We start from the raw sequence: 21,968 nt of genomic DNA, 5'->3' as shown, positions 1-21,968 counted from the left end.
AACGCCCCGCGGATTTCCCTCGACCGCGGGGCGTTTTTGTCAGAGCATTTCGCTCATCAATTCCCGGCCGATCAGCATCCGGCGAATCTCGCTAGTGCCTGCGCCGATTTCCATCAGCTTGGCATCGCGGAAAATCCGGCTGACCGGGGCATCGGCCAGAAACCCGGCCCCGCCCATCGCCTGTACCGCCTGATGCGCCTGCGTCATCGCCGCCTCGGACGCATAAAGGCAACACGCCGCCGCATCCTGACGGGTCACATCGCCCCGGTCGCAGGCCTTGGCGACCTCGTACACATAGGCCCGGGCCGAGTTCATCGCGGTGTACATGTCCGCGATCTTGCCCTGCATCAGTTGGAAATTGCCGATGGGCTGACCGAACTGCTTGCGCTCGGCCAGATACGGCATGACCTCATCAAGACACGCCGCCATGATACCGATGCCAATCCCGGCCAGAACCACGCGTTCGTAATCCAGCCCGGACATCAGAACGGCGACGCCCTTGCCCTCTTCCCCAAGCACGTTTTCGAACGGCACTTCAACATCTTCGAAAATCAGCTCGGCCGTGTTCGATCCGCGCATCCCCAGCTTGTCGAAATGGGGTGAGGTGGAAAACCCGGTCATCTCTTTTTCGATCAGAAACGCCGTGATCCCCCGCGACCCGGCGTCGGGGTCGGTCTTGGCGTACACTACCAGAGTGTCAGCATCCGGCCCGTTGGTGATCCAGTATTTGTTGCCGTTCAGGCGGTAGTGATCATTGCGCTTTTCCGCCCGCAGTTTCATCGACACCACGTCAGACCCCGCCGAGGGTTCGGACATCGCCAAAGCCCCCACATGCTCGCCCGAGATCAGACGGGGCAGGTACTTTTCCTTCTGCGCTTGCGTGCCGTTCAGCTTGATCTGGTTCACGCAGAGATTCGAATGCGCGCCGTAAGACAAGGACACAGAAGCCGAGGCCCGCGCCACCTCCTCAACCGCGATTGTGTGCGCCAGATAAGACATGCCCGCGCCGCCATATTCTTCGGGCACCGTGACACCCAGCAGGCCCAGATCTCCCATTTCACGCCAAAGCTCATTGGGAAACGCGTTGGATTTATCGACTTCAGCCGCCATCGGCTTGACCCGTTCCTGTGCCCAGCGGTGCACCATCTCGCGCAGCGCGTTCACGTCTTCCCCAACATCGAATTGCATCACCGCTGTGAACATCCGCGCCTCCCTTTTCGAAATTAATGAACAAGTGTTCAATAACTAGATACCAGCGCAGTCCGAGTCGGTCAATGAGCGTTACAAAATCGAAAAAGCCGCCCCGAAAGGGCGGCTTTTGCTCATCATGCGTGCGCCGCAGGCGCACTCCGCTGGATTACGACTGATAGACCGCGCCCACCTCGGCGCGAATGATGCGGGCGATAAGCCGGCAATCCTCAAGCGAAAAGGTCAGCGGCACCCGCATATCCATGATCGCCGTCAGAATGCGGTCGCTTGCGGGCATGGGCGCGCTGTCCGCGTAACGCCAACTGTCGTAGCGCGAGGTGAAGCCGGTCGGCTCGGCCCCGCCGAACCATTTCAGCTCGACCCCACGGGCCGCGCAGCGTTTGATCACATCGTCGATCCGCTCGGGCGACCAGTCCAGCAGCAGGAACTGGATCGATGAGCCGACAAACGTCTCCGCCTCGGGCCGCGCCACAACGGTCAGACCGGGCGTGTCACGCAGCCCCTGTTCGATCTCTGCATAGCGCTCGTTCCAGCGTTCGACCTGCCGATCGAGATCACGCAACTGAGGACGCAGGATCGCCGCCCGCAGATTGTCCATGCGGCCCGAAACGTTGGGCGTGGTGTATTTGATCCGCTCAAACACTTCTGGTCCCGGAGCGGCCAGATGGCGCTCGTACAACATATAAGAGCCGGACAGCATCGTCGCCTTTGCGGCCAGCTCCTCGTCATCGGTGATCAGCAGACCGCCCTCGCCCGAATTGACATGTTTGTAGGTCTGGCAGGAATAGCACCCGATAGCCCCCTGCCGCCCTGACAGTTGCCCGTGCCACGCGGCCCCCATCGTGTGGGCGCAGTCCTCGATTACGATCACTCCGGCATCGTCGCATATCTGCATCAGCCGATCCATGTCGCACAGATGCCCGCGCATATGGCTCAGCATCAGGACCTGCGCCTGATCAATTTTTGCCTCCAGATCGTCCAGATCGATGGTCAGACTTTCCGTCACGCCAACAAAGACCGGCCTACCCCCGACCGAAGCGATGGACCCCGGCACCGGCGCAAGGGTGAAGGCGTTGGTCAGAACCGGATCGCCCGGCTGCACCCCGACGGCCCGCAAAGCGGTGGCCAGCGCATAGCCCCCCGACGACACCGCCAGACAGTATTTCGCCCCCATCTGGGCGGCAAATTCCTGTTCCAGCAACGCGGTTTCGCCCAATTCCCCCGGGGCGACGTTATAGCGATGCAACCGTCCGTGGCGCAAAACGGCCAAAGCGGCCTCGATCGCCTCGTCGGGGATGGGTTCCTGTTGGGTAAAGCTGCCAGTGAATGTCTCGGTCATAGGCTTGTTCTGGGGCTCCATCCCGTCCGGGTCAAGGGATCATGCAGCCGCACCGATCAACCCGGTGATCACTTGTGGCAAATCGTCGAAGTGATGCAGCAGCGCCTCGGGTTCCAGCGCGGCCATGTCGGCACCCGACGGGCCAAATGTCACCAGTACCGAGGGCACACCCGCTGCGCGGGCGGTATTGCGGTCTGTATCGGAATCGCCGATCAGCACGCACAGGTCCGGATGCCCGCCGGCCCGGCGCGCAGCTTCGCGCAGGGGTTCGGGGTCGGGCTTGCGCACCGGTAGCGTGTCGGCCCCCACGAGCGACGCAAACTGATTGCGCACGCCCATCTGCGTCAGCAGTTGATCCGCCAGCGCCTCGGGCTTGTTGGTGCAAATCCCCACGCCGTATCCTGCGGACTTCAAAGCCTCAACCGCGCCCATCGCACCGGGATAGAATTCCGTGTGGGTGTCGATGGCCTGCGAATAAGCCTCAAGCAGCATCGGATAGTATGACAGAACCGTCTGCTCGTCATAGTCGCCGACCCGCTTCAGACCATGCATCAACATCATCCGCCCGCCGCGCAAGGCAACCCCGGAATCCTGCCCGTGAACCAGCACGTCGCCATGGCCCATATGGCGGAAACAATGGTTCGCGGCCTCGAGCAAATCGCCGGATGTATCCGCCAATGTGCCGTCCAGATCGAAGATGACCGTGCGCATTTTGCCTCCTTGCTCGGCAGGTTCCCGCCATAAGATGTTGCAAACGGCAATCTTGTTTGATGCCCGAACCGCTTGCGCCTTTGCCCCCAGCGGATAAAACGGACGGCAACAAAACACAAAGAGAAAACGATTTCATGACCACTGCCCTTGTCATCCTTGCCGCCGGAAAAGGCACCAGGATGAATTCGGATATCCCAAAAGTCCTGCATCCCATCGCCCAGGCCCCGATGCTGGTGCACGCGATGCGCGCCGGTTCCGTCCTGTCGCCCGAGCGCACCGTGATCGTCACCGGCCACGGGTCCGAGGCGGTGGCAAAGGTTGCGCAAGCCGAAGACGAAACCGCGCAGATCGCCGTGCAGGAAGAGCAGTTGGGCACCGCACACGCGGTCGCACAGGCGCGGGATGCGCTGGAGGGGTTCACGGGCGACGTCGTTGTCCTTTATGGCGACACGCCCTTTCTGCAGCCCGACACTCTGGAACGAATGATCGAAGCCCGGGCCGCGAACGATCTGGTCATCCTGGGGTTCGAAGCTGCCGATCCCGCGCGCTACGGTCGTCTTGTGATGAATGGCGACGTGCTGGAACGTATCGTCGAGTTCAAGGACGCCACGGATGAACAGCGCACCATAACCTTCTGTAACTCAGGCCTTTTGGCCTGTGACGCGCTGGTACTTATGTCGCTCATCGACGCGGTTGAGAACGACAATGCGGCGGGCGAGTACTACCTGACAGATGTCGTGGAAATCGCCCGTGACCGGGGCCTGAACGTCACGGCCGTCGCCTGTGACGAGGCTCAGACGCTGGGCATAAACTCCCGCACCGATCTGGCTGCGGCGGACAAGGTGTTCCAGAACCGCTCGCGAGCGGAGCTGTTGAATCTGGGCGTGACACTGATGGACCCCGACACGGTCTATCTGGCGGCGGACACGGTAATCGGACGGGATACTGTGATCGAGCCCAACGTGGTCTTCGGCCCCGGCGTCACCGTTGAAAGCGGCGCAACGATCCGGGCGTTTTCGCATCTGGAGGGCTGTCATGTCAGCCGAGGCGCCATTGTCGGCCCCTATGCCCGCCTGCGCCCCGGCGCGGAACTGGCAGAAAACGCGCGCATCGGTAATTTCGTGGAAATCAAAAATGCCGAAATCGCCGAGGGCGCGAAGGTCAACCACCTGACCTATATCGGCGATGCCTCGGTCGGGGCTGCGACGAATATCGGGGCGGGTACGATCACCTGTAACTACGATGGCGTGATGAAGCACCGCACGGTGATCGGGGACAACGTCTTTATCGGGTCGAACACGATGCTGGTCGCACCGGTGACGCTGGGCGACGGCGCGATGACGGCGACCGGAACCGTTGTGACCAAGGATGTGGAACCCGATGCCTTGGCCGTGGCCCGCGCCAAACAGGAAAACAAACCGGGTTATGCGCGTAAATTGTTTGATATGTTGAGGGCGAAAAAGGCTCGCCGCGACAAAGGAGCCTGAGAACCATGTGTGGAATTGTTGGCGTATTGGGGCAGCACGAGGCCGCCCCCATTCTGGTCGAGGCGCTGAAGCGGCTGGAATATCGCGGATATGACAGCGCGGGGATCGCAACTGTCAATGACGGCGCGCTGGGGCGCAGGCGGGCCGTTGGCAAGCTGGTGAACCTCAGCGACCTGCTGGTGCATGACCCGCTGCCCGGAAAATCCGGGATCGGGCACACCCGCTGGGCCACCCATGGCGCGCCATCCGTCACCAACGCGCACCCGCACAAGGCGGGGCCGGTGGCCGTGGTTCACAACGGGATTGTCGAGAATTACCGCGAACTGCGTGCTGAACTGGCGGAACACGGGGTCGGATTTCAGACCGAAACGGACACTGAAACCGTCGCCCTAATGACCGAGCATTATATGAAAACCGGCCTGTCGCCGGTCGAGGCCGCCTTCAAGACGCTCGACAAGTTGGAAGGCGCCTTTGCGCTGGCGTTCCTGTTCGATGGTCAGGACGACCTGATCGTGGCAGCACGCAAGGGTTCGCCGCTGGCCATCGGTCATGGAGAGGGTGAGATGTATGTGGGCTCTGACGCCATCGCTCTGGCCCCGCTAACCAATCAGATCACGTACCTTGGAGAGGGCGACCGCGCCGTTCTGACCCGCACCTCGCTGGAAATCCGCAACGAAGCGGGTGAATTGGCCAATCGCGAGAAGCGCAAGATCAAGCTGGATCACGCGCGCGCCGATAAGGGCGAGCACAAGCATTTCATGGCCAAGGAAATCGCCGAGCAGCCCGTGGTGGTGGCCGAGGCGATCCGGTCCTATCTGCCCACCGGCAGCGACCGTGTGGTTCTGCCGGATACTGATCTGGATTTCACCAAGCTCGACCGCCTGACAATGGTGGCCTGCGGCACGGCGTTCTACGCCTGCCTGACCGCGAAATACTGGTTCGAACAACTGGCGAAAATGCCGGTCGAGGTCGATATCGCCAGCGAATTCCGCTATCGCGAACCGCCGATCACCGACCGGACGCTGGCCCTGTTCGTCAGCCAGTCCGGCGAAACCGCCGATACGCTGGCCGCTTTGCGCTATTGCGAAGGCAAGGCGGACAAGATCGTCTCGGTCGTCAATGTCCCCGAAAGCTCGATCGCGCGGGAAAGCGACATCGCCCTTCCCATCCATGCGGGCGTCGAAATCGGCGTCGCCTCGACCAAGGCCTTCACCTGCCAGCTGAGCGTTTTGCTGATGCTGGCCCTTAAGGCCGCCGCCGAGCGTGGCACGCTGAGTGACGAGGGAATCGCCGATCATGCTGCCGCCCTGCGCGGCCTGCCCTCGGTCCTGAACGCCGCGCTGGATCAGAACCGCGCCATCCGCAAAGCCGCCCAGCGCCTGTCCGAGGCGCGCGATGTGCTGTTTCTGGGCCGCGGACTGATGTATCCGCTGGCGATGGAAGGCGCGCTGAAACTCAAGGAAATCAGCTATATCCACGCCGAAGGCTATGCCTCGGGCGAGTTGAAGCATGGCCCCATTGCGCTGATCGACAAGCACATGCCGGTTGTGGTCATGGCCCCGCGCGATGCGGTCTTCGACAAGACGGTCTCGAACATGCAAGAGGTGATGGCCCGCAAAGGCAAGGTGATCCTTGTGTCCGACGATGACGGCATTGCCGAGGCCGAGGATGGCGTCTGGAGCACGATCCGAATGCCGCATATCCACACCAGCCTCGCCCCGATCCTGTATTCGGTCCCGGCGCAATTGCTGGCCTATCACACGGCGGTGGCAAAAGGCACGGATGTGGACCAGCCGCGCAATCTGGCGAAATCCGTGACGGTCGAGTGAGCTGCCGTGCAGGCCTATCTGGATCAGATCAAAGCCCATGCCGACGCTGAGCGTGCCGAGCAGGTAGCGGCCTATCACAAGGTCGACCGCCCCTATCTGGGCGTTCCGAATCCAGTGCTGAACGATCTGACCAAAACCTGGCGTCGGGAGCTTGATATCCCTGACCGGGTGGCCGTCGCTGACGCGCTGTGGCAGACAAACATCCACGAAGCCCGCGTTGCTTCCACAAAACTTCTGACACAGGCGCGGATCCGACCGGATGAGGCGGTCTGGGACCTCCTGCAAAGCTGGCTGCCGGATTTCGATGCCTGGGCCGTGGCCGATCACGCCTGTATGGCGATGCAAAAGCGGCTATCAGCCGATCCGTCACGTCTGGATCAGGTTGAACAGTGGACAAGGGCCGATCACATGTGGACCCGCCGCGCCGCGCTGGTGGCCACCCTGCCCTGGACCAAGCAAAACCACCCCAAGCCGGACGACCTGCAACGGCGCGACCGGATCCTGGGTTGGGCGGCAGGATACGTCCCGGACCGCGACTGGTTCATCCAGAAAGCCGTCGCGTGGTGGCTGCGCGAATTGTCCAAGCATGACCCGGCGCGCGTGATCGCGTTTCTGGACGAGCATGGGGACGCCATGAAGCCCTTCGCCCGCCGCGAGGCCGGCAAATACCTGAAAGATCAGTTGGCGTAGACTTCGACCTCGACCAACTCGTCAAACGGTATCAACAATTCCCGCATCGCATCCAGCGAAAGCCTGCTGCCGCCCCCTTCGGGCCCCCGCTCGGGCACCAGAGTGATATAGGCCTGCGCCCCGGTTCGGGGCACCACCACACGCGCCGTCACTTCGGTATCGACAAGCGGCGTTTGCATCCAGCGGCCCGGCGTTGTCGGATCACCCAGGCTGGCAACCGTTCTCTTGGCCCCGACCCAGCCCGCCGTGGCGACCGGAGTCTCGGTGTACACCGTGCTTTCAGCGGCGACGGGTGTTTCTTCGGCAGGGGCTTCATCCCCGCCGAACACACGATCCGTGGTGGACCGGACAGCATCACAGCCGGCGACAAAAACACCCAGAACTACAAACGCATATCTCATACCCGAAACCTACTGTCCTCGACGCATCTGTACCAGCCCAAAGCGCAGTTCGCCCTTGCCGCAGATGGGTTCCAGCTTTACCTATGTCGCATGACTGCTCCGCTTATCGACCCGTTCGCACGTGCCATCACCTATCTCCGCGTCTCCGTCACGGACCGCTGCGATTTCCGCTGCGTGTATTGCATGTCCGAGAACATGACCTTTCTGCCCAAGAAAGACCTGCTGACGCTGGAAGAGCTGGACCGCATGTGTTCAACCTTCGTGAAGATGGGGGTCGAAAAGCTGCGGATTACCGGCGGCGAGCCGCTTGTACGCCGCAACATTATGACGTTCTTCAACAGCATGACCCGGCATCTGGACAGCGGCGCGCTGAAGGAACTGACGCTGACAACAAATGGCTCGCAACTGCATCGTTTCGCCGGTGACCTGTATGCCGCCGGGGTGCGCCGGGTGAACGTCTCGCTGGATACGCTTGACGAGGACAAGTTTGCCAACATCACCCGCTGGGGCCGCCTGAAACAGGTGCTGAACGGCATTGATGCGGCGCAAAAGGCTGGGTTGCGGATCAAGATCAACGCGGTGGCGCTGAAAGGCTTCAACGAAGAGGAACTGCCCCGCATCACCGAATGGTGCGCCGAACGCGACATGGACCTGACCTGGATCGAGGTCATGCCCATGGGTGATATCGGCAACGAGGATCGTCTGGACCAGTACTGGTCGCTCAAGGATGTGCGCAAGGAATACGAAAACCATTATGCCGTGACCGATCTGGCAGAACGCTCCGGCGGTCCCGCCCGTTACGTCCGGCTCGAGGAAACCGGTCAGAAGATCGGCTTCATCACGCCGCTCAGCCACAATTTCTGCGAAAGCTGCAACCGCGTGCGCCTGACCTGCACCGGCGAGCTTTATATGTGCCTCGGGCAAGAAGACATGGCCGATCTGCGCGGCGCCCTGCGCGATCACCCCGAGACCGAGCAACCGCTCGAGGATGCAATCCGCGCCGCGATCAACCTCAAGCCCAAGGGCCACGATTTCGACTATTCCCGTCAGGCTGTCGACGGCCAGATGAGCCGCCACATGAGCCACACGGGCGGCTGACATGGCCGACCACGAAGGCCAGCCAACGCTGCTTTACCATCTGTATTGCGGCCTTACTGCTGTGGCCTCGCCATTGGCGTGGCGCACCGTTCGGAACAAGCTGCAAGCGGCAGGTGTTTCACCGGAGCGCCAGCGGGAACGGCTCGGCCACGCCACGACACCCCGCCCCGATGGCCAATTGATCTGGTTCCACGCCGCCAGCGTCGGCGAAAGCCTGTCGGTGCTGAGCCTGATCAAACGGCTGGGCGAGCGGCTGCCAAACGCCGAGTTTCTGATCACCTCGGGCACCCCGACCTCTGCCGCGCTGATCGAAAAACGCCTGCCGCCCCGCACACGCCACCAATACCCGCCGCTGGACTCTGCCGGGCCGGTGCAGCGGTTCCTGGACCACTGGAAACCCAACGCCGGGATATTTGTCGAAAGCGAGATCTGGCCGCAACTGATCGTCGAAAGCGCCGGGCGCGGCGTGCCGCTGGCCCTGCTCAACGCCCGCCTGTCCGAAAAATCCGTCGCGGGCTGGAAGAAACGGCCCAGGACCGCGCGCTTCATACTGGACCGCTTCCGCCTGTTCCTGACGCAGAACGACAAAACCGCCGCCAATCTTGTGGCGATGGGCGCGCGTCCTGACCGGGTGCACCCCGGCACCAATCTCAAGGCGATGTCCGACCCGCTGCCTGTGGATCAGACAACGCTTGACGACATCCGCGTCCAGATCGGCGACAGACCGCTCTGGATCGCCAGTTCGACCCATGCGGGTGAGGAAGAAACCGTTCTGGCGGCACACCGTCAATTGCTGGAACGCTGGCCTGACCTTCTGCTGCTGCTGATCCCCCGCCACCCCGAGCGTCGCGGGGAAATCACCGCGCTGCTGGGCAAGTCCAAACTGACTGCTGCCCTCCGGTCAGACAACGTCAAGATAACCCCTGACACCCAAGTCTATGTCGCCGACACGCTCGGGGAAACCGGCACCTGGTATGCGCTTTGCCCGATCGTCTTTCTGGGCGGCTCGCTGAAAGAAATCGGCGGCCACAACCCGTTCGAACCGGCACAGGCCGGGGCTGCCGTGATCACCGGCCCGGGCTATTTCAACTTCGCCGAAACCTTCGCCCCCCTGATCGCAATCGGAGGCGCAACCGAGGTCCGCACAGCGCAGGAGCTCGCAGACACAGTCCAAACCTGGCTGTCAGGCGACGCAGCTCTCACCAAGGCCCGCAACGCAGCCCGCGCCTGCGTCAACACTCAAAAAGACGCGCTCAACACGGTCATCACCACTCTCTGCACATCGCTCAACCTGAGCGCTTCAGAGCAGGATCCAACTTCATCTGTCTAAAAATATCCCGGGGGTGTGGGGGCAGAGCCCCCACGACGCCTCGACTACGCGGCAGGCATCCGCTGTTCCACGATTTCCGCCCACCAACTACACCCTGCCGGAATCGCTTCATCATTAAAGTTATACTCCGGGTGATGCACCATGGCCGTGTCGCCATTGCCGACCAGAATATAGGCCCCCGGGCGTTCTTCGAGCATAAAGGCGAAATCCTCGCCCCCCATGACCAACGGCGCCTCTTCGCAGTCACCGGACACCGACCGTGCCACGCCCGCAGCAAATTCAGTCTGCTCGTCGCTGTTCACCATGACCGGGTAACCCCGGATATAGGTGACATCCGCCGTGCCCCCGAAAGTCGCCGCAACCCCGTTGCAAATCTCGTTGATCCGCTGCTCGGCCAGATCGCGCATGTCCTTGCTCATGGTGCGTACGGTGCCTTTGATCCGCACCGTGTGCGGGATCACGTTGAACGCTTTCGACGATGTCTCAAACGACGTGACCGACACCACGACCTGATCGATCGGGTCCGCATTGCGCGAGGCGATGGTCTGCAGCGCCAGCACCGCCTGCGCGGTCATCACTGTGGTGTCCACCGTTTCATGCGGTTTCGCCGCGTGGCCCCCGCGCCCCTCGAACGTGATATCGAACTGATCGGTGGCGGCAAAGAACGAACCGGGCCGGATCGAGAAGCTGCCCACCGGTTTACCCGGCCAGTTGTGCATCCCGTAAACCTCCTGAATGCCCCAGCGATCCATCATGCCGTCTTCGCACATCTCGCGACCGCCGCCGCCGCCCTCTTCAGCGGGCTGGAAGATCACCACCACGGTTCCGTCGAAATTGCGGGTCTCGGACAGGTACTTGGCAGCCCCCAGAAGCATCGCGGTATGCCCGTCATGCCCACAGGCATGCATGGCTCCATCGGTTTTCGAGGCATAGTCCAGCCCTGTCGCCTCATGAATCGGAAGCGCGTCCATATCCGCGCGCAGGCCGATCACTTTGCCCTTGCTGTCCGACTTGCCTTTGATCACCCCCACAACGCCGGTGCGGCCAATGCCGGTGACAACCTCATCGCAGCCGAACTCTTTCAGCTTTTCCGCAACCATGGCGCTGGTGCGGTGGGTTTCAAACAGAATTTCCGGGTTCTCGTGCAGGTCCCGTCGCCATTCGGTGATTTCACCCTGTAGCTCGGCAAAGCGGTTTTTGACTGGCATATCTTCTCTCTCCTATTTCAAGCCGCCGGCATCCGGCGCTCGACCATTTCGGCAAACCACGAGCATCCGATTGGGATGATCTCGTCGTTGAAATTGTATTCGGGGTGGTGCAGGCCCGCGCCTTCTCCGTTGCCCAGTACGATGAAGGCACCGGGACGTTCCTCCAGCATGAAGGAAAAATCCTCACCCCCCATGACCATCGGAGCCTCGGCGCAACTGCCGCCGACCGATCTGGCGACCTCTTCGGCGTAGCCGGTCTGGTCCTTGGCGTTGATCGTCACCGGGACACCCCGGGTGTAGGTCACGGTCGCGGTGCCGCCCATCGTCGCGGCGACGCCTGAGGCGACCTCGGTCAGGCGCTTTTCGATTAGGTCGCGCATCTCATTTGAATGGGTGCGCACGGTGCCCTTCACCTGCGCCGATTGCGGGATCACGTTGAACGCCTTGGACGAGGTTTCGACGGATGTCACCGACAGAACCGCCTGCAAAATCGGGTCCGCATTGCGCGACACAATAGTCTGAAGCGCGACGATCAGCTGCGACAGCATCACGGTGGTATCCACGGTATCCTGCGGTTTGGCGGCGTGGCCGCCGCGCCCCTCCAGATGAATGTCGAACTCATCCGCAGCGGCCAGCAAGGGGCCGGACCGGATGGCGAATTGCCCGGTCGGGACGCCGGGCACGTTGTGCATCGCATAGACTTCCTGAATGCCGAACCGGTCCATCAGGCCATCCTTGCACATGGCTTCGGCCCCGTTGCCGCCCTCTTCCGCCGGCTGGAAGATCACGATGGCCGTTCCGTCAAAATTCCGCGTCTCGGCCAGGTATTTTGCCGCGCCCAGTACCATCGCCGTGTGGCCGTCATGGCCGCAGGCATGCATCGCATTTGGTGTTTGCGAGGCATAGTCCAGCCCGGTCTGCTCCTGCATCGGCAGCGCATCCATATCCGCCCGCAAACCAATCGCGCGGCCCTGCGTGTCGGTCTTGCCCCGGATCACGCCCACGACACCAGTGCGACCGATACCGGTCACGACCTCGTCACAGCCGAACTCTTTCAGCTTTTCCGCAACAAGCGCGCTGGTGCGATAAGTGTCATAGAGAATTTCGGGATGTTGATGAATGTCACGCCGCCAGCCGGTGATTTCCTCGTGCATTTCCGCAAGACGGTTTTTGATCGGCATGTCATTCTCCCTGTTTCAGGCAATAGGCAATCGTCGTTCCACAAGCTCGGCAAACCAGCTACAGCCGGCGGGAATGGCGTTGTCGTCAAAATTGTATTCCGGGTGGTGGCACATCGCCGTGTCCCCGTTGCCGATAAAGATGTAGGCTCCGGGCCGTTCTTCAAGCATGTAGGCGAAATCTTCGGACGGCATGATGGGATCGGTGCTGTCATTCACCTTGCCCGCCACGGCAGCGGCGGCTTCGGCGGCATAGCCGGTTTCCGCTTCGGAGTTCACCGTCACGGGATAGCCGGGCGTCCAGACGACCTCGGCCCTGGCGTCAAAAGCCGAGGCCGTATCTTCCGCAATCCGGCGCACGCGCTGTTCGGCGATGCTGCGATATTCCGGATCGAGCGTGCGAACTGTCCCCTTCAGCCGGACCGTGTGCGCAATCACGTTGGACGCCACACTGTCGGTTTCAAACGTTCCGACCGTCAACACCACACGCTTGATCGGATTGACGGTGCGCGAGACAACCGATTGCAAAGCCACAACAATATGCGAGGCCACCAGCGTCGTATCGACCGCCTCATGCGGTGCCGCAGCGTGACCGCCCTTGCCGGTGACGGTGATCTCGAACTCGTCTGACGAGGCCAGCAGCGCGCCGGGACGGATGGCAAATTCGCCGACCGGAAGGCCAGGCATATTGTGCATGCCATAGACTTCCTGAATGCCCCAACGCTCCATCAACCCATCCTGACACATGGCCAGACCGCCTGCGCCGCCTTCCTCGGCGGGCTGAAAGATCAGCACCACAGTGCCGTCGAAATTCCGCGTCTCGGCCAGATATTGCGCCGCGCCCAGCAGCATCGAAGTATGCCCGTCATGCCCGCAGGCGTGCATCTTGCCCGAAATGGTCGAGGCATAGTCCAACCCCGTCGCCTCTTCAATCGGCAGCGCGTCCATATCGGCCCGCAACCCGATCACCCGGCCTTTGGTATCCGTGCGCCCCTTGATCACGGCAACGACGCCGGTTTTTCCGATCCCGGGCGTGATCTCGTCCACGCCAAACTCTTTCAGCCGGTCCACGACAAAACCCGCCGTTTCGTGGACGTCATACATCAATTCGGGATGCGCATGCAGGTGGCGGCACCATTTGGTGATCTCGTCCTGCATTTCCGCAAGTCTGTTTTTTACGGGCATACGGGGGCCTTTCTTCCGGTGCCTAGCGGGTCAGTGCGCCAGCTTTTGCACCAGACGTTCCATGAATTTGTGCCCGGCCTCGAATTGCGCAATCGAGATGAATTCGTTGGGCTGATGCGCCTGCGCGATGTCGCCAGGGCCGCAGATGACGGCGGAATAGCCCGCCTCCTGAAACTGCCCTGCTTCGGTGCCATAGCTGACAACATGGCTGGCATTGTCGCCGGTCAGGGCCCGCACCAGCGCCTCGGCCTCGCCATCCGGTTCCGGCACCAGTCCGGGGATCGAAAAGCGCTCGGACAGTTCGATCCGCGCCTCGGGATGCACGGCCTGCATATGGGCTTCGACCCGACGCACTTGCTGGAAATAAGCCTCTTGCCAATCGGCTTTCCGTTCATCCGGGACGGTTCGGAAATCCATCATGAACCGGCAATCCTTGGCGGTGATGTTATGCGCCGTCCCGCCTTCGATTATACCGACATGAAGGGTCGTCCAGGGCGGATCGAACACAGCGGCTGTATCGCTGGGTGTGGCCGCCCTGTTCTTGGCATTCTGCGAGTTTGCCCAGTCGATCAGAGGCGCGGCCTCCATGATCGCGTTGACGCCGGTATGCATGATCGAGCTGTGAACCTCGAACCCCACGATATGGGTATCAAAGCCAAATCCACCCTTGTGCCCCGTGACCGCCTGCATCATCGACGGTTCGCCCACGATCACGGCCGAGCCTTTCGGCAGAACCCCCTGCATCGCTTCGATCATCGGCGGGGCGCCGGTGCAGCCGACCTCTTCATCGAAGCTGAGCGCCAGTTGCAGGGGGCGTTCGATCCCGGCGTATTGTGCCTCGACCAGGGCCCAGATCGCCAGCGCGTCAAACCCCTTCATGTCGCAGGTGCCGCGCCCGAAATACTTGCCGTCCGCCTCGGTCACCGTGAACGGATCGGTGTCCCACGGCTGACCGTCCACCGGCACGACATCCGTGTGGCCGGACAGAACAACCGCCCCGTCCTCCCATGGGCCGACATGGGCATACAGCGCCGCCTTGTGCGGCTGGTTCGGGTCCGGCCAGCGATGCGGCTTGATCCCGTGACCGCGCAGATAATCTTCGACCCAGTCGACCAACGGCAGATTGGTTTCGCGGCTTACCGTCGGGAAAGAGATCAGCTTGGTCATGATCTCAAGCGGCGTCAGGCGCTGTGCCATCAGGTCAATATCCGCTGTCGGTGGTCAGGACGAAATGCCCCGGCTCAACCTCGTTATATTGCGAGGGTTCGGGCGTGTAGCCGATTGGGTGAATTGGCGACGGGATCGGCTTGAAATTCAAGTCTTTTTCCGATTTCCGCTTGTTCGGATCGGCAATCGGAACCGCCTTCATCAGCGCTTGCGTATAGGCATGCTGCGGATTCTCGAACACCCGCGCGCGGGGGCCAAGTTCGACGATCCGGCCCAGATACATCACGCCGACGTGGTGGCTGACCCTTTCGACCACCGCCATGTCGTGGCTGATGAACAGATAGGACAGGCTGAGTTCGGATTGCAGTTCCATCATCAGGTTCAGAACCTGCGCCTGCACCGACACATCCAGCGCCGAGACCGCCTCGTCTGCGATGATCAGTTTGGGGTTCAGGGCCAGGGCGCGGGCGATGGCGATGCGCTGGCGCTGACCGCCCGACATCTCATGCGGGAAGCGGCGCATGAAGCTGCGCGGCAATTGCACCTTGTCGAACAGTTGTGCCACGCGGTCCTGCAGTTCCGAGCCCGAAGCAACACCATAGTTGCGCATCGGTTCGGCCACTTGATCGACCAGTTGCATCTGCGGATTGAGCGAGGCGAACGGGTCCTGAAAAATCATCTGCATATCCAGCCGCGCCTTGCGCAAGCCGTTCTGATCCAGCTTCATGATATCGACGCCGTCCAGATCGACCTCGCCTGACATCGGTTCGACCAGCCGCAGAATCGAGCGCCCGGCCGAGGATTTGCCGCAACCCGACTCGCCCACAAGGCTAAGCGTCTGCCCACGGTTCAGCGTGAACGAAACATCTTCGACCGCATGCACATTCGAAATCGTGCGGCGCAGCAGGCCGCCTTTGACCGGGAACCGGGTGGTCAGGTTCTTGACGGTCAGCAGCACTTCTTCGGTGCCGGGGATGGGCGCGATGTTCTGCCCTTCGATGCCCAGCAGCTTCATCGGCTCGGGCGCGGCTTTGCCCTGCATCTCTCCCAGCTTAGGCACCGCCGCCAGCAGCGCCTTGGTGTAGTCATGCTGCGGGTTTTCGAAGATTTCGTTAACCGTACCCTCTTCAACCTTGTTGCCGCGGAACATGACCACAACGCGGTCCGCCATCTGCGCAACCACGGCCATGTCATGCGTGATGAACATCACCGCCGTACCGGTTTCACGCTTGAGCCGGTCCATCAGCGCCAGAATTTCGGCCTGAATGGTCACGTCCAGCGCGGTTGTCGGTTCATCGGCAATCAGCAGCCGCGGCTCGCAAGCCATCGCCATCGCGATCACCACGCGCTGCCGCATCCCGCCGGACAGTTCATGGGGGTACTGTTTCAGGCGGCGTTCGGGTTCGGGGATGCGCACCTGACGCAGCAGTTCCAGCGCCCGCTCCTCGGCCTGTGCCTTGGACATGTCCTTGTGGATGCGCAGGCCTTCGGTCAGTTGTCGACCAACCGTAAAGACCGGATTCAGAGCCGTCATCGGTTCCTGAAAGATCATCCCGATCTCGTTGCCGCGAATCTGTTTCATCAGATCCTGATCGGCGTCGGCCAGATTCATCTCATCGCCATCGCGCCGGTCGAACAGCAATTGCCCGCCCGCAATCTCGCCTCCGCCGAACTCGACCAGCCGCATCAGCGACAGGGATGACACCGACTTGCCGGACCCGGATTCGCCAACGATACATACGGTTTCGCCTGGGTTCACCTCGAACGAGACATCCTCGACGCCCACGACCGGGCCGTCCTTTGTCTGAAACTCGACCCGCAGTTTTTTGATTTGGGCAATAGGCTGATCCAGCACGCGCGCTCTCCCCTTGGCGGCTTTTTGGTTTGAGTGCCAAACGCTAAGGCGGCGGGGCGGGAAAAGTCAAATCCATTGCCGGTTTTCCTGAAGGCAAGGCTTGCAATTTTCTAAAACTCTGTTTCGATACGCCGGGTAACCGTTTTGGGGAGAAGACGGAATACACGCTTGTGTGGCTGCCGTTATCGTTGTTTTTCAACACCCTAAAACCCAAAGCGGCAACGCCAATCCGCGGGCATCGCGGAGAATACAGAGACACGTATGTGTCCAACATGGAGTGTATGATGAAAATCAAAACCCTTTTGCTTGGCGCGATCGCAAGCACGGCGATGGCGCCTGTGGCCTTTGCCGAGCGCGGATCGGACGGCAACGTCAGCATCATCTATTGGCAAGCCCCCTCGATCATGAACCCCTATCTGTCGAGCGGCACCAAGGACATTGACGCCTCTGCATTGGTGATCGAACCGCTGGCGCGGTACAATGAAAAGGGCGAGATTGTAGCCTGGCTGGTTGACGAAGTTCCGACCGTTGAGAACGGCGGCGTGTCCGAAGACCTGACCTCGATTACATGGAAGATTTCGTCTGGCCTCGTGTGGTCGGATGGCAGCCCCTTCACCAGCGCTGATGTCAAATTCACGCATGAATACTGCACGCACCCCGAGGGCGGTTGCGCACAGCTTGTGAAGTTCGAGGGTGTTACCAGTGTGGAAACACCGGATGATCTGACGGTTGTTGTAAATTTCGAAAGCCCGACACCCAACCCCTATGGTCCGTTTGTCGGCGGCGAAAGCCCGATTATTCAAGCGGCGCAATTCGCAGATTGTCTGGGAACCAAGGCTCCGGAATGCACCGACGCCAACTTCAATCCGATCGGCACCGGCCCATTCACGGTGACGGAATTCCGTCCGAATGACGTGATTACCCTGGCCGCCAACGAGCAATACCGCGATCCTGCCAAGCCAGCCTTTGCCAGCGTGACCTTCAAAGGCGGCGGCGACGCAACTGCGGCTGGCCGCGCAGTCATGGAAACAGGTGAGTTCGACTATGCCTGGAACCTGCAACTGGCACCTGAAGTGATCGCACAGATGCAAGAAGGCGGCAAAGGTACTCCGGTCGCAGGATTTGGACCGCTGGTCGAACGCATCATGTTGAACCAGACCAACCCTTCACCCGATTTGCCGGAAGGTGAGCGCTCGACGGCTCAGCATCCGCATCCCTTCCTGACCGATCCGGCGGTTTACAACGCAATGTCGCTGGCCATCGACCGCCCGCTGCTGGTCGAGATCGGCTATGGCACGGCTGGTAAGGTGACCTGTAACTGGATTCCTGCGCCGGACGCGTTCAACTCGACCAAACTCACCTGTGACAAGCAGGACATCGAAGGCGCGAAAGCCATGCTTGAAGAGGCTGGCTACAAGGACACCAATGGCGACGGAGTGCGCGAAACGCCGGACGGCGTGCCGATGAAGATCCTCTACCAAACCTCGACCAACGCTGTGCGCCAGGATTTCCAGGCCCTGATCAAGCAGTGGTGGAGCGAGATCGGCATCGAATCCGAACTGCGCAACATCAACGCATCCGTGTTCTTTGGCGGTGACCCGGGCAGCCCGGACACGTTCCAGAAGTTCTACGCGGACGTGGAAATGTACGCCAACACCTACTCTGGAACCGACCCGCAGGTGTATCTGGCCAACTTGCTGTGTTCCGACGCGCCGCGCCCGGATACGCAGTGGCAAGGACAGAATATCTCGCGTTGGTGCCGTGAGGAATATGACACGTTGCATGCCGAACTGGCAGTCACCGCAAATTTCGAGCAACGTGCTGAAATCGGGAAGAAACTGAACGATATGGCGGTTGAAGGCGGGGCGATGATTCCGCTGGTTCATCGCGGCCGGATTTCCGCCCACTCGAACACCTTGGGTGGCGTGGTCCTGAATGTTTGGGACAGCGAAATGTGGAACGTCGCAGACTGGTATCGCAAGACCGGTTCCTAAACGTTAACAGTGCAAAGCCGCGCCCCGATCATCATCGGGGCGCGGCCATTTGCAGTCCGCTCCAATAATAAGACGCATATACAAAGGCGCCTTTGAATGCTCAACTTCACAATAAGACGGCTGGTGTTGGCGGTTCCGACGCTCATATTCATCAGCCTCGTCATTTTCCTGCTTCTGGAACTCGCCCCCGGCGATCCAATGGCAAGTCAACCCCTGACCGTTCCTGCAGAGGTCCGCGAACAAATGCGCGAGGCGCTTGGCCTCGGCCAGCCGATGCATATCCGGTTCTGGAAATGGATCGTGCAGTTCTTCTGGATCGAACCGCAAGTTCTGATCGACCACATGTTCGGCACCACCTTTTCCGAAGGCGACCTGCGCGTGATTTCGTGGCAGACCCGTTCGCCCGTCATGGACATCGTGGTTCAGCGTATCCCGCAGACCCTGTGGGTTGTCGGCACCGCCTATGTGGTCGCCATCCTGATCGCGCTGCCCATCGGCATCTATTCCGCGTACCGCCAGTATTCCTGGTTCGACCAGATGGGCACATTCGTGTCGATGGTCGGCTTTTCGGTCCCGCCCTTCTTCTCGGGCGTGCTGGTGATCGTGATCTTCTCGGTCCAGTTGGGCTGGTTCCCGTCGATCTATGACACCACCCATGTGGTCAACAGTTGGGATAGCTTCGTAGTGCAGTTGAAGCAGATGATCATGCCCGTCATGGTTCTGGCGCTGCAGATCACCGCGCAGCTTTCACGTTTCATGCGCGCCTCGATGCTGGACAACCTCAATCAGGATTACGTCCGCACCGCCCGGGCCAAGGGGCTGAGCGAATACACGGTCGTCATGGTCCACGTCCTGCGCAACTCGATGATCCCCGTGGTCACGGTGATTGCGCTGGGGATTCCGGCCATTTTCGGCGGTGCCATCATCACCGAGCAGGTCTTCAAGGTGAACGGCATCGGCCAGTTGCTGATCGGCGCCATTCAGGCCAACGACCTGCCGATGGTGCAAACCCTTACCTTCATCTTTGCCGTGCTGATCGTGCTGTTCAACCTGGTGGCCGATGTACTCTACGGCATTCTGGACCCGAGGATTCGCTATGACTGATCACGACAAATCAGACACGCTGATCCCCGACGAAGGTCTGGCCCCGGCCTCGACCGCCCTTCCGACAGCGGATGTGATGGAGGAACTGGCCACCCCGCCCCGCAGTCAGTGGCGCGATGTATGGGATCAGTTCAAGACCCACAAAGGCGCAATGATCGGGGCGGTCATGTTCATCTTCATCGTCGCCGCCGTCTATCTGGGCCCATTCCTTTGGACCATCGACCCGACGCAGATCGATGTCCGGTCACGAAATCAGGGGCCATCTCTGGCGCACCCGTTCGGCACCGACCAATTGGGCCGCGATATCATGGCGCGGATGATGTCCGGCGGGCAGACCTCGGTCTCGGTCGGCATTACCGCGATGCTGCTGGCACTGTTTCTGGGCTCGTTCATCGGCGTTCTGGCCGGGTTCTTCAAACGGCTCGACGGCCCGCTGATGCGCCTGACGGACCTGTTCCTGGCCCTGCCCCTGCTGCCGCTGCTGCTGGTCATGATGCTGCTGTTCCGCGAACCCTTGTCCGCCGCCTTCGGGCTTGAGCGCGGGATTTTCATCCTGATTGTCTGCGCCATCGGCATCACATCGTGGATGCCCACGGCGCGGATCGTGCGCGGCGACGTGCTGGCCATCAAAGAGCGTGAGTTCGTTCTGGCCGCGCGTTCCATCGGCACCAGCAACAGCCAGATTATCACGCGGCATATCCTGCCGAACGTGCTGTCGCCGATCATGGTCTCGGCCACGCTGGGGATCGCCACGGCGATCATCACCGAAAGCGCGCTGTCCTTCCTCGGGCTGGGCTTCCCGCCCGACTTCCCGACATGGGGCCGGTTGCTGTTCGATGGTGTCGACTACCTGCAGCAATACCCCGAGCGCGTGTTCTGGCCCGGTCTGGCGATCTCACTGACCGTTCTCAGCGTCAACTATCTGGGCGATGGCCTGCGCGACGCGCTGGACCCGCGTATTCGCGGGCGCTAAGCAAACTCAGTCGGCGCGCTTCAGCGCGCCGGCGCATACGACGATCAGAACGGCCAGCGGCAGCAGAACCGCGAAAGCCATCCGCAAGGTCAAAAGCTCGGCCAGAAACCCGATCAGCGGCGGACCGATCAGCAACCCTCCGTATCCAAGCGTGGCGACACTGGCGATGGCCTGCCCCGGGGGCACGTTCGGGTCATTGGCCGCCCGGCTGAAGGCCAGCGGCATGATCACCGCATAGCCGATGCCCATCATCCCAAACCCGACCAGGGCCAGCGGCACAGCGCCTGCGGACACAACACAGAACACCCCCAACGCCGCACAGAGCCCCCCAAACCGGGCCGAGGCGACAGGGCCGAACCGGGCGATCACCACGCCACCCGCAAGCCTGCAAACCACCATCGCCACGGAAAACACCGCATAGCCAAGCGCGGCCACGCTTTCGGCCGCATCGATGGCGTCGCGCAGGAAAATCGCGCTCCAATCCGCAACGGCCCCTTCGCCCAACGCCCCGCACAACGCGGTGACGCCAACAAGGATCAGCGCGCCCGAGGGCAAGGCGAATATCGACCCCGGTTTTGACGCAGACCGCCACGATGTCCACTGAACCCAAGACAAAGCCAAGGCAAACAGAACCACAAAACCGCCTGCCACCAGAAAATGCTGCAACACGGTCAACTGGACTTGCACAGCCACAAAGCCGCTGACCGCGCCCAACCCTGCCCCAAGGCTCCACATGGCGTGGAACGAGGACATCAGCGGCTTGTCAAAACGCTGTTCGACCTCGGCAGCCCAGGCGTTCATCGCCACATCCATCGAGCCGTGAAAGGCCCCGAAGATGAACAGAAACAGCGCCAAGGACGCAAAGCTGTCCGCCAGCGCCAGCAGGACCAGCGACAGAGTGTACAGAACCGCGATCACCCGCGTCACTGCCACCGCGCCAAACCGGTCCGTCAGCCGCCCCGTGATGGGAAACGAAATGACCGCCCCTGCCGCCATGAACAGCAAACCGTACCCCAAGTCTTCGTGGCTGAGGTTCAGATGATCACGCACCGCCGGAATGCGAGAGGCCCAGATGCCGAACAGGGCACCGTTCAGAATGAACATGGCGGCCACAGCCCGCCACGCAGCAACAACTCCGATCACTGGAAACTCCCGGTTCGACACTCTTTGATCGCGATCCGTTCTACACCGCTTTGCGAAGCTGGCAAGC

18 protein-coding genes are annotated in these 21,968 nt (G+C 61.2%); 8 read left to right on the top strand and 10 right to left on the bottom strand.

Annotated elements, in window-relative coordinates; all coding sequences use genetic code 11:
• Window positions 1–39 precede the first annotated feature (39 nt).
• The 3 genes from ACR0EZ_RS11475 to ACR0EZ_RS11465 all read right to left on the bottom strand — a co-directional run bounded on the left by ACR0EZ_RS11475 (window position 40) and on the right by ACR0EZ_RS11465 (window position 3,259).
• Window positions 40–1,203 (bottom strand): isovaleryl-CoA dehydrogenase, encoded by a 1,164-nt coding sequence (locus tag ACR0EZ_RS11475; RefSeq protein WP_480613121.1) that lies wholly within the window; start codon window positions 1,201–1,203, stop codon window positions 40–42.
• Between the two features lie 154 nt (window positions 1,204–1,357).
• On the bottom strand, window positions 1,358–2,548 hold the full coding sequence (locus ACR0EZ_RS11470) for a DegT/DnrJ/EryC1/StrS family aminotransferase (RefSeq protein WP_480613119.1): 1,191 nt from the start codon (window positions 2,546–2,548) through the stop codon (window positions 1,358–1,360).
• Window positions 2,549–2,587: 39 nt separating this feature from the next.
• Window positions 2,588–3,259 (bottom strand): HAD-IA family hydrolase, encoded by a 672-nt coding sequence (locus ACR0EZ_RS11465; protein ID WP_480613117.1) that lies wholly within the window; start codon window positions 3,257–3,259, stop codon window positions 2,588–2,590.
• A 134-nt stretch (window positions 3,260–3,393) separates the two neighbouring features.
• On the opposite strand from ACR0EZ_RS11465, the gene glmU reads away from it, so the two are divergent.
• Genes glmU through ACR0EZ_RS11450 form a run of 3 tightly spaced genes read left to right on the top strand, consistent with a single transcriptional unit; the run spans window position 3,394 to window position 7,265 of the window.
• Window positions 3,394–4,746 (top strand): bifunctional UDP-N-acetylglucosamine diphosphorylase/glucosamine-1-phosphate N-acetyltransferase GlmU, encoded by a 1,353-nt coding sequence (gene glmU, locus ACR0EZ_RS11460; protein ID WP_480613115.1) that lies wholly within the window; start codon window positions 3,394–3,396, stop codon window positions 4,744–4,746.
• A 5-nt stretch (window positions 4,747–4,751) separates the two neighbouring features.
• On the top strand, window positions 4,752–6,575 hold the full coding sequence (glmS, locus tag ACR0EZ_RS11455) for a glutamine--fructose-6-phosphate transaminase (isomerizing) (protein ID WP_480613114.1): 1,824 nt from the start codon (window positions 4,752–4,754) through the stop codon (window positions 6,573–6,575).
• A gap of 6 nt (window positions 6,576–6,581) precedes the next feature.
• On the top strand, window positions 6,582–7,265 hold the full coding sequence (locus ACR0EZ_RS11450; protein ID WP_480613112.1) for a DNA alkylation repair protein: 684 nt from the start codon (window positions 6,582–6,584) through the stop codon (window positions 7,263–7,265).
• On the opposite strand, the gene ACR0EZ_RS11445 is transcribed toward ACR0EZ_RS11450, so the two are convergent.
• Window positions 7,253–7,666, bottom strand: coding sequence for a hypothetical protein (locus ACR0EZ_RS11445; RefSeq protein WP_480613110.1), 414 nt, complete (start codon window positions 7,664–7,666; stop codon window positions 7,253–7,255). The genes ACR0EZ_RS11450 and ACR0EZ_RS11445 overlap by 13 nt on opposite strands.
• Window positions 7,667–7,756: 90 nt before the next feature.
• On the opposite strand from ACR0EZ_RS11445, the gene moaA reads away from it, so the two are divergent.
• Window positions 7,757–8,764 (top strand): GTP 3',8-cyclase MoaA, encoded by a 1,008-nt coding sequence (gene moaA / locus ACR0EZ_RS11440; protein WP_480613108.1) that lies wholly within the window; start codon window positions 7,757–7,759, stop codon window positions 8,762–8,764.
• A 1-nt stretch (window position 8,765) separates the two neighbouring features.
• Complete coding sequence (locus tag ACR0EZ_RS11435; protein ID WP_480613106.1) at window positions 8,766–10,094, top strand: 3-deoxy-D-manno-octulosonic acid transferase; 1,329 nt, start codon at window positions 8,766–8,768, stop codon at window positions 10,092–10,094.
• A 44-nt stretch (window positions 10,095–10,138) separates the two neighbouring features.
• On the opposite strand, the gene ACR0EZ_RS11430 is transcribed toward ACR0EZ_RS11435, so the two are convergent.
• From ACR0EZ_RS11430 to ACR0EZ_RS11410, 5 genes are read right to left on the bottom strand one after another with little or no spacing between them, the layout of a single operon-like run.
• Entirely contained in the window at window positions 10,139–11,302 is a 1,164-nt protein-coding gene (locus ACR0EZ_RS11430) for a M20 aminoacylase family protein (protein ID WP_480613104.1), read from the bottom strand.
• 17 nt (window positions 11,303–11,319) lie between these two features.
• Complete coding sequence (locus ACR0EZ_RS11425; RefSeq protein WP_480613102.1) at window positions 11,320–12,483, bottom strand: M20 aminoacylase family protein; 1,164 nt, start codon at window positions 12,481–12,483, stop codon at window positions 11,320–11,322.
• A 15-nt stretch (window positions 12,484–12,498) separates the two neighbouring features.
• A complete protein-coding gene (locus ACR0EZ_RS11420; RefSeq protein WP_480613100.1) occupies window positions 12,499–13,665 on the bottom strand; it encodes a M20 aminoacylase family protein in 1,167 nt (388 codons plus the stop codon).
• Between the two features lie 30 nt (window positions 13,666–13,695).
• Window positions 13,696–14,862, bottom strand: a complete 1,167-nt coding sequence (gene argE / locus ACR0EZ_RS11415) for an acetylornithine deacetylase (RefSeq protein ID WP_480613098.1) — start codon at window positions 14,860–14,862, stop codon at window positions 13,696–13,698.
• 4 nt (window positions 14,863–14,866) lie between these two features.
• Window positions 14,867–16,687 (bottom strand): ABC transporter ATP-binding protein, encoded by a 1,821-nt coding sequence (locus ACR0EZ_RS11410; protein ID WP_480613096.1) that lies wholly within the window; start codon window positions 16,685–16,687, stop codon window positions 14,867–14,869.
• Between the two features lie 284 nt (window positions 16,688–16,971).
• Between ACR0EZ_RS11410 and ACR0EZ_RS11405 the strand changes: the two genes are divergently transcribed.
• From ACR0EZ_RS11405 to ACR0EZ_RS11395, 3 genes are all read left to right on the top strand, one after another.
• Entirely contained in the window at window positions 16,972–18,681 is a 1,710-nt protein-coding gene (locus tag ACR0EZ_RS11405; protein ID WP_480613094.1) for a peptide ABC transporter substrate-binding protein, read from the top strand.
• Between the two features lie 96 nt (window positions 18,682–18,777).
• Window positions 18,778–19,785 (top strand): ABC transporter permease, encoded by a 1,008-nt coding sequence (locus ACR0EZ_RS11400; protein WP_480613092.1) that lies wholly within the window; start codon window positions 18,778–18,780, stop codon window positions 19,783–19,785.
• Window positions 19,778–20,758 (top strand): ABC transporter permease, encoded by a 981-nt coding sequence (locus ACR0EZ_RS11395; protein ID WP_480613090.1) that lies wholly within the window; start codon window positions 19,778–19,780, stop codon window positions 20,756–20,758. The genes ACR0EZ_RS11400 and ACR0EZ_RS11395 overlap by 8 nt, the downstream gene beginning before the upstream one ends.
• Before the next feature lie 6 nt (window positions 20,759–20,764).
• Here the strand turns inward: ACR0EZ_RS11395 and ACR0EZ_RS11390 are convergent, their stop codons facing one another.
• The gene (locus ACR0EZ_RS11390) at window positions 20,765–21,901 is read right to left on the bottom strand and encodes an MFS transporter (protein ID WP_480613088.1); all 1,137 of its coding nucleotides are present in this window, start codon (window positions 21,899–21,901) and stop codon (window positions 20,765–20,767) included.
• Window positions 21,902–21,968 lie beyond the last annotated feature (67 nt).

The organism is Ruegeria sp. AK4 (assembly GCF_056541025.1).
This window is presented reverse-complemented; position numbering and strand designations above follow the sequence as displayed.

Excerpts from the sequence above, each read along its gene's own strand:
- ACR0EZ_RS11475 (WP_480613121.1), bottom strand. The coding sequence starts at position 1,203 with ATGTTCACAGCGGTGATGCAATTCGATGTTGGGGAAGACGTGAACGCG.
- ACR0EZ_RS11470 (WP_480613119.1), bottom strand. The coding sequence starts at position 2,548 with ATGACCGAGACATTCACTGGCAGCTTTACCCAACAGGAACCCATCCCC.
- ACR0EZ_RS11465 (WP_480613117.1), bottom strand. The coding sequence starts at position 3,259 with ATGCGCACGGTCATCTTCGATCTGGACGGCACATTGGCGGATACATCC.
- glmU (WP_480613115.1), top strand. The coding sequence starts at position 3,394 with ATGACCACTGCCCTTGTCATCCTTGCCGCCGGAAAAGGCACCAGGATG.
- glmS (WP_480613114.1), top strand. The coding sequence starts at position 4,752 with ATGTGTGGAATTGTTGGCGTATTGGGGCAGCACGAGGCCGCCCCCATT.
- ACR0EZ_RS11445 (WP_480613110.1), bottom strand. The coding sequence starts at position 7,666 with ATGAGATATGCGTTTGTAGTTCTGGGTGTTTTTGTCGCCGGCTGTGAT.
- moaA (WP_480613108.1), top strand. The coding sequence starts at position 7,757 with ATGACTGCTCCGCTTATCGACCCGTTCGCACGTGCCATCACCTATCTC.
- ACR0EZ_RS11435 (WP_480613106.1), top strand. The coding sequence starts at position 8,766 with ATGGCCGACCACGAAGGCCAGCCAACGCTGCTTTACCATCTGTATTGC.
- ACR0EZ_RS11430 (WP_480613104.1), bottom strand. The coding sequence starts at position 11,302 with ATGCCAGTCAAAAACCGCTTTGCCGAGCTACAGGGTGAAATCACCGAA.
- ACR0EZ_RS11425 (WP_480613102.1), bottom strand. The coding sequence starts at position 12,483 with ATGCCGATCAAAAACCGTCTTGCGGAAATGCACGAGGAAATCACCGGC.
- ACR0EZ_RS11420 (WP_480613100.1), bottom strand. The coding sequence starts at position 13,665 with ATGCCCGTAAAAAACAGACTTGCGGAAATGCAGGACGAGATCACCAAA.
- argE (WP_480613098.1), bottom strand. The coding sequence starts at position 14,862 with ATGGCACAGCGCCTGACGCCGCTTGAGATCATGACCAAGCTGATCTCT.
- ACR0EZ_RS11405 (WP_480613094.1), top strand. The coding sequence starts at position 16,972 with ATGAAAATCAAAACCCTTTTGCTTGGCGCGATCGCAAGCACGGCGATG.
- ACR0EZ_RS11400 (WP_480613092.1), top strand. The coding sequence starts at position 18,778 with ATGCTCAACTTCACAATAAGACGGCTGGTGTTGGCGGTTCCGACGCTC.
- ACR0EZ_RS11395 (WP_480613090.1), top strand. The coding sequence starts at position 19,778 with ATGACTGATCACGACAAATCAGACACGCTGATCCCCGACGAAGGTCTG.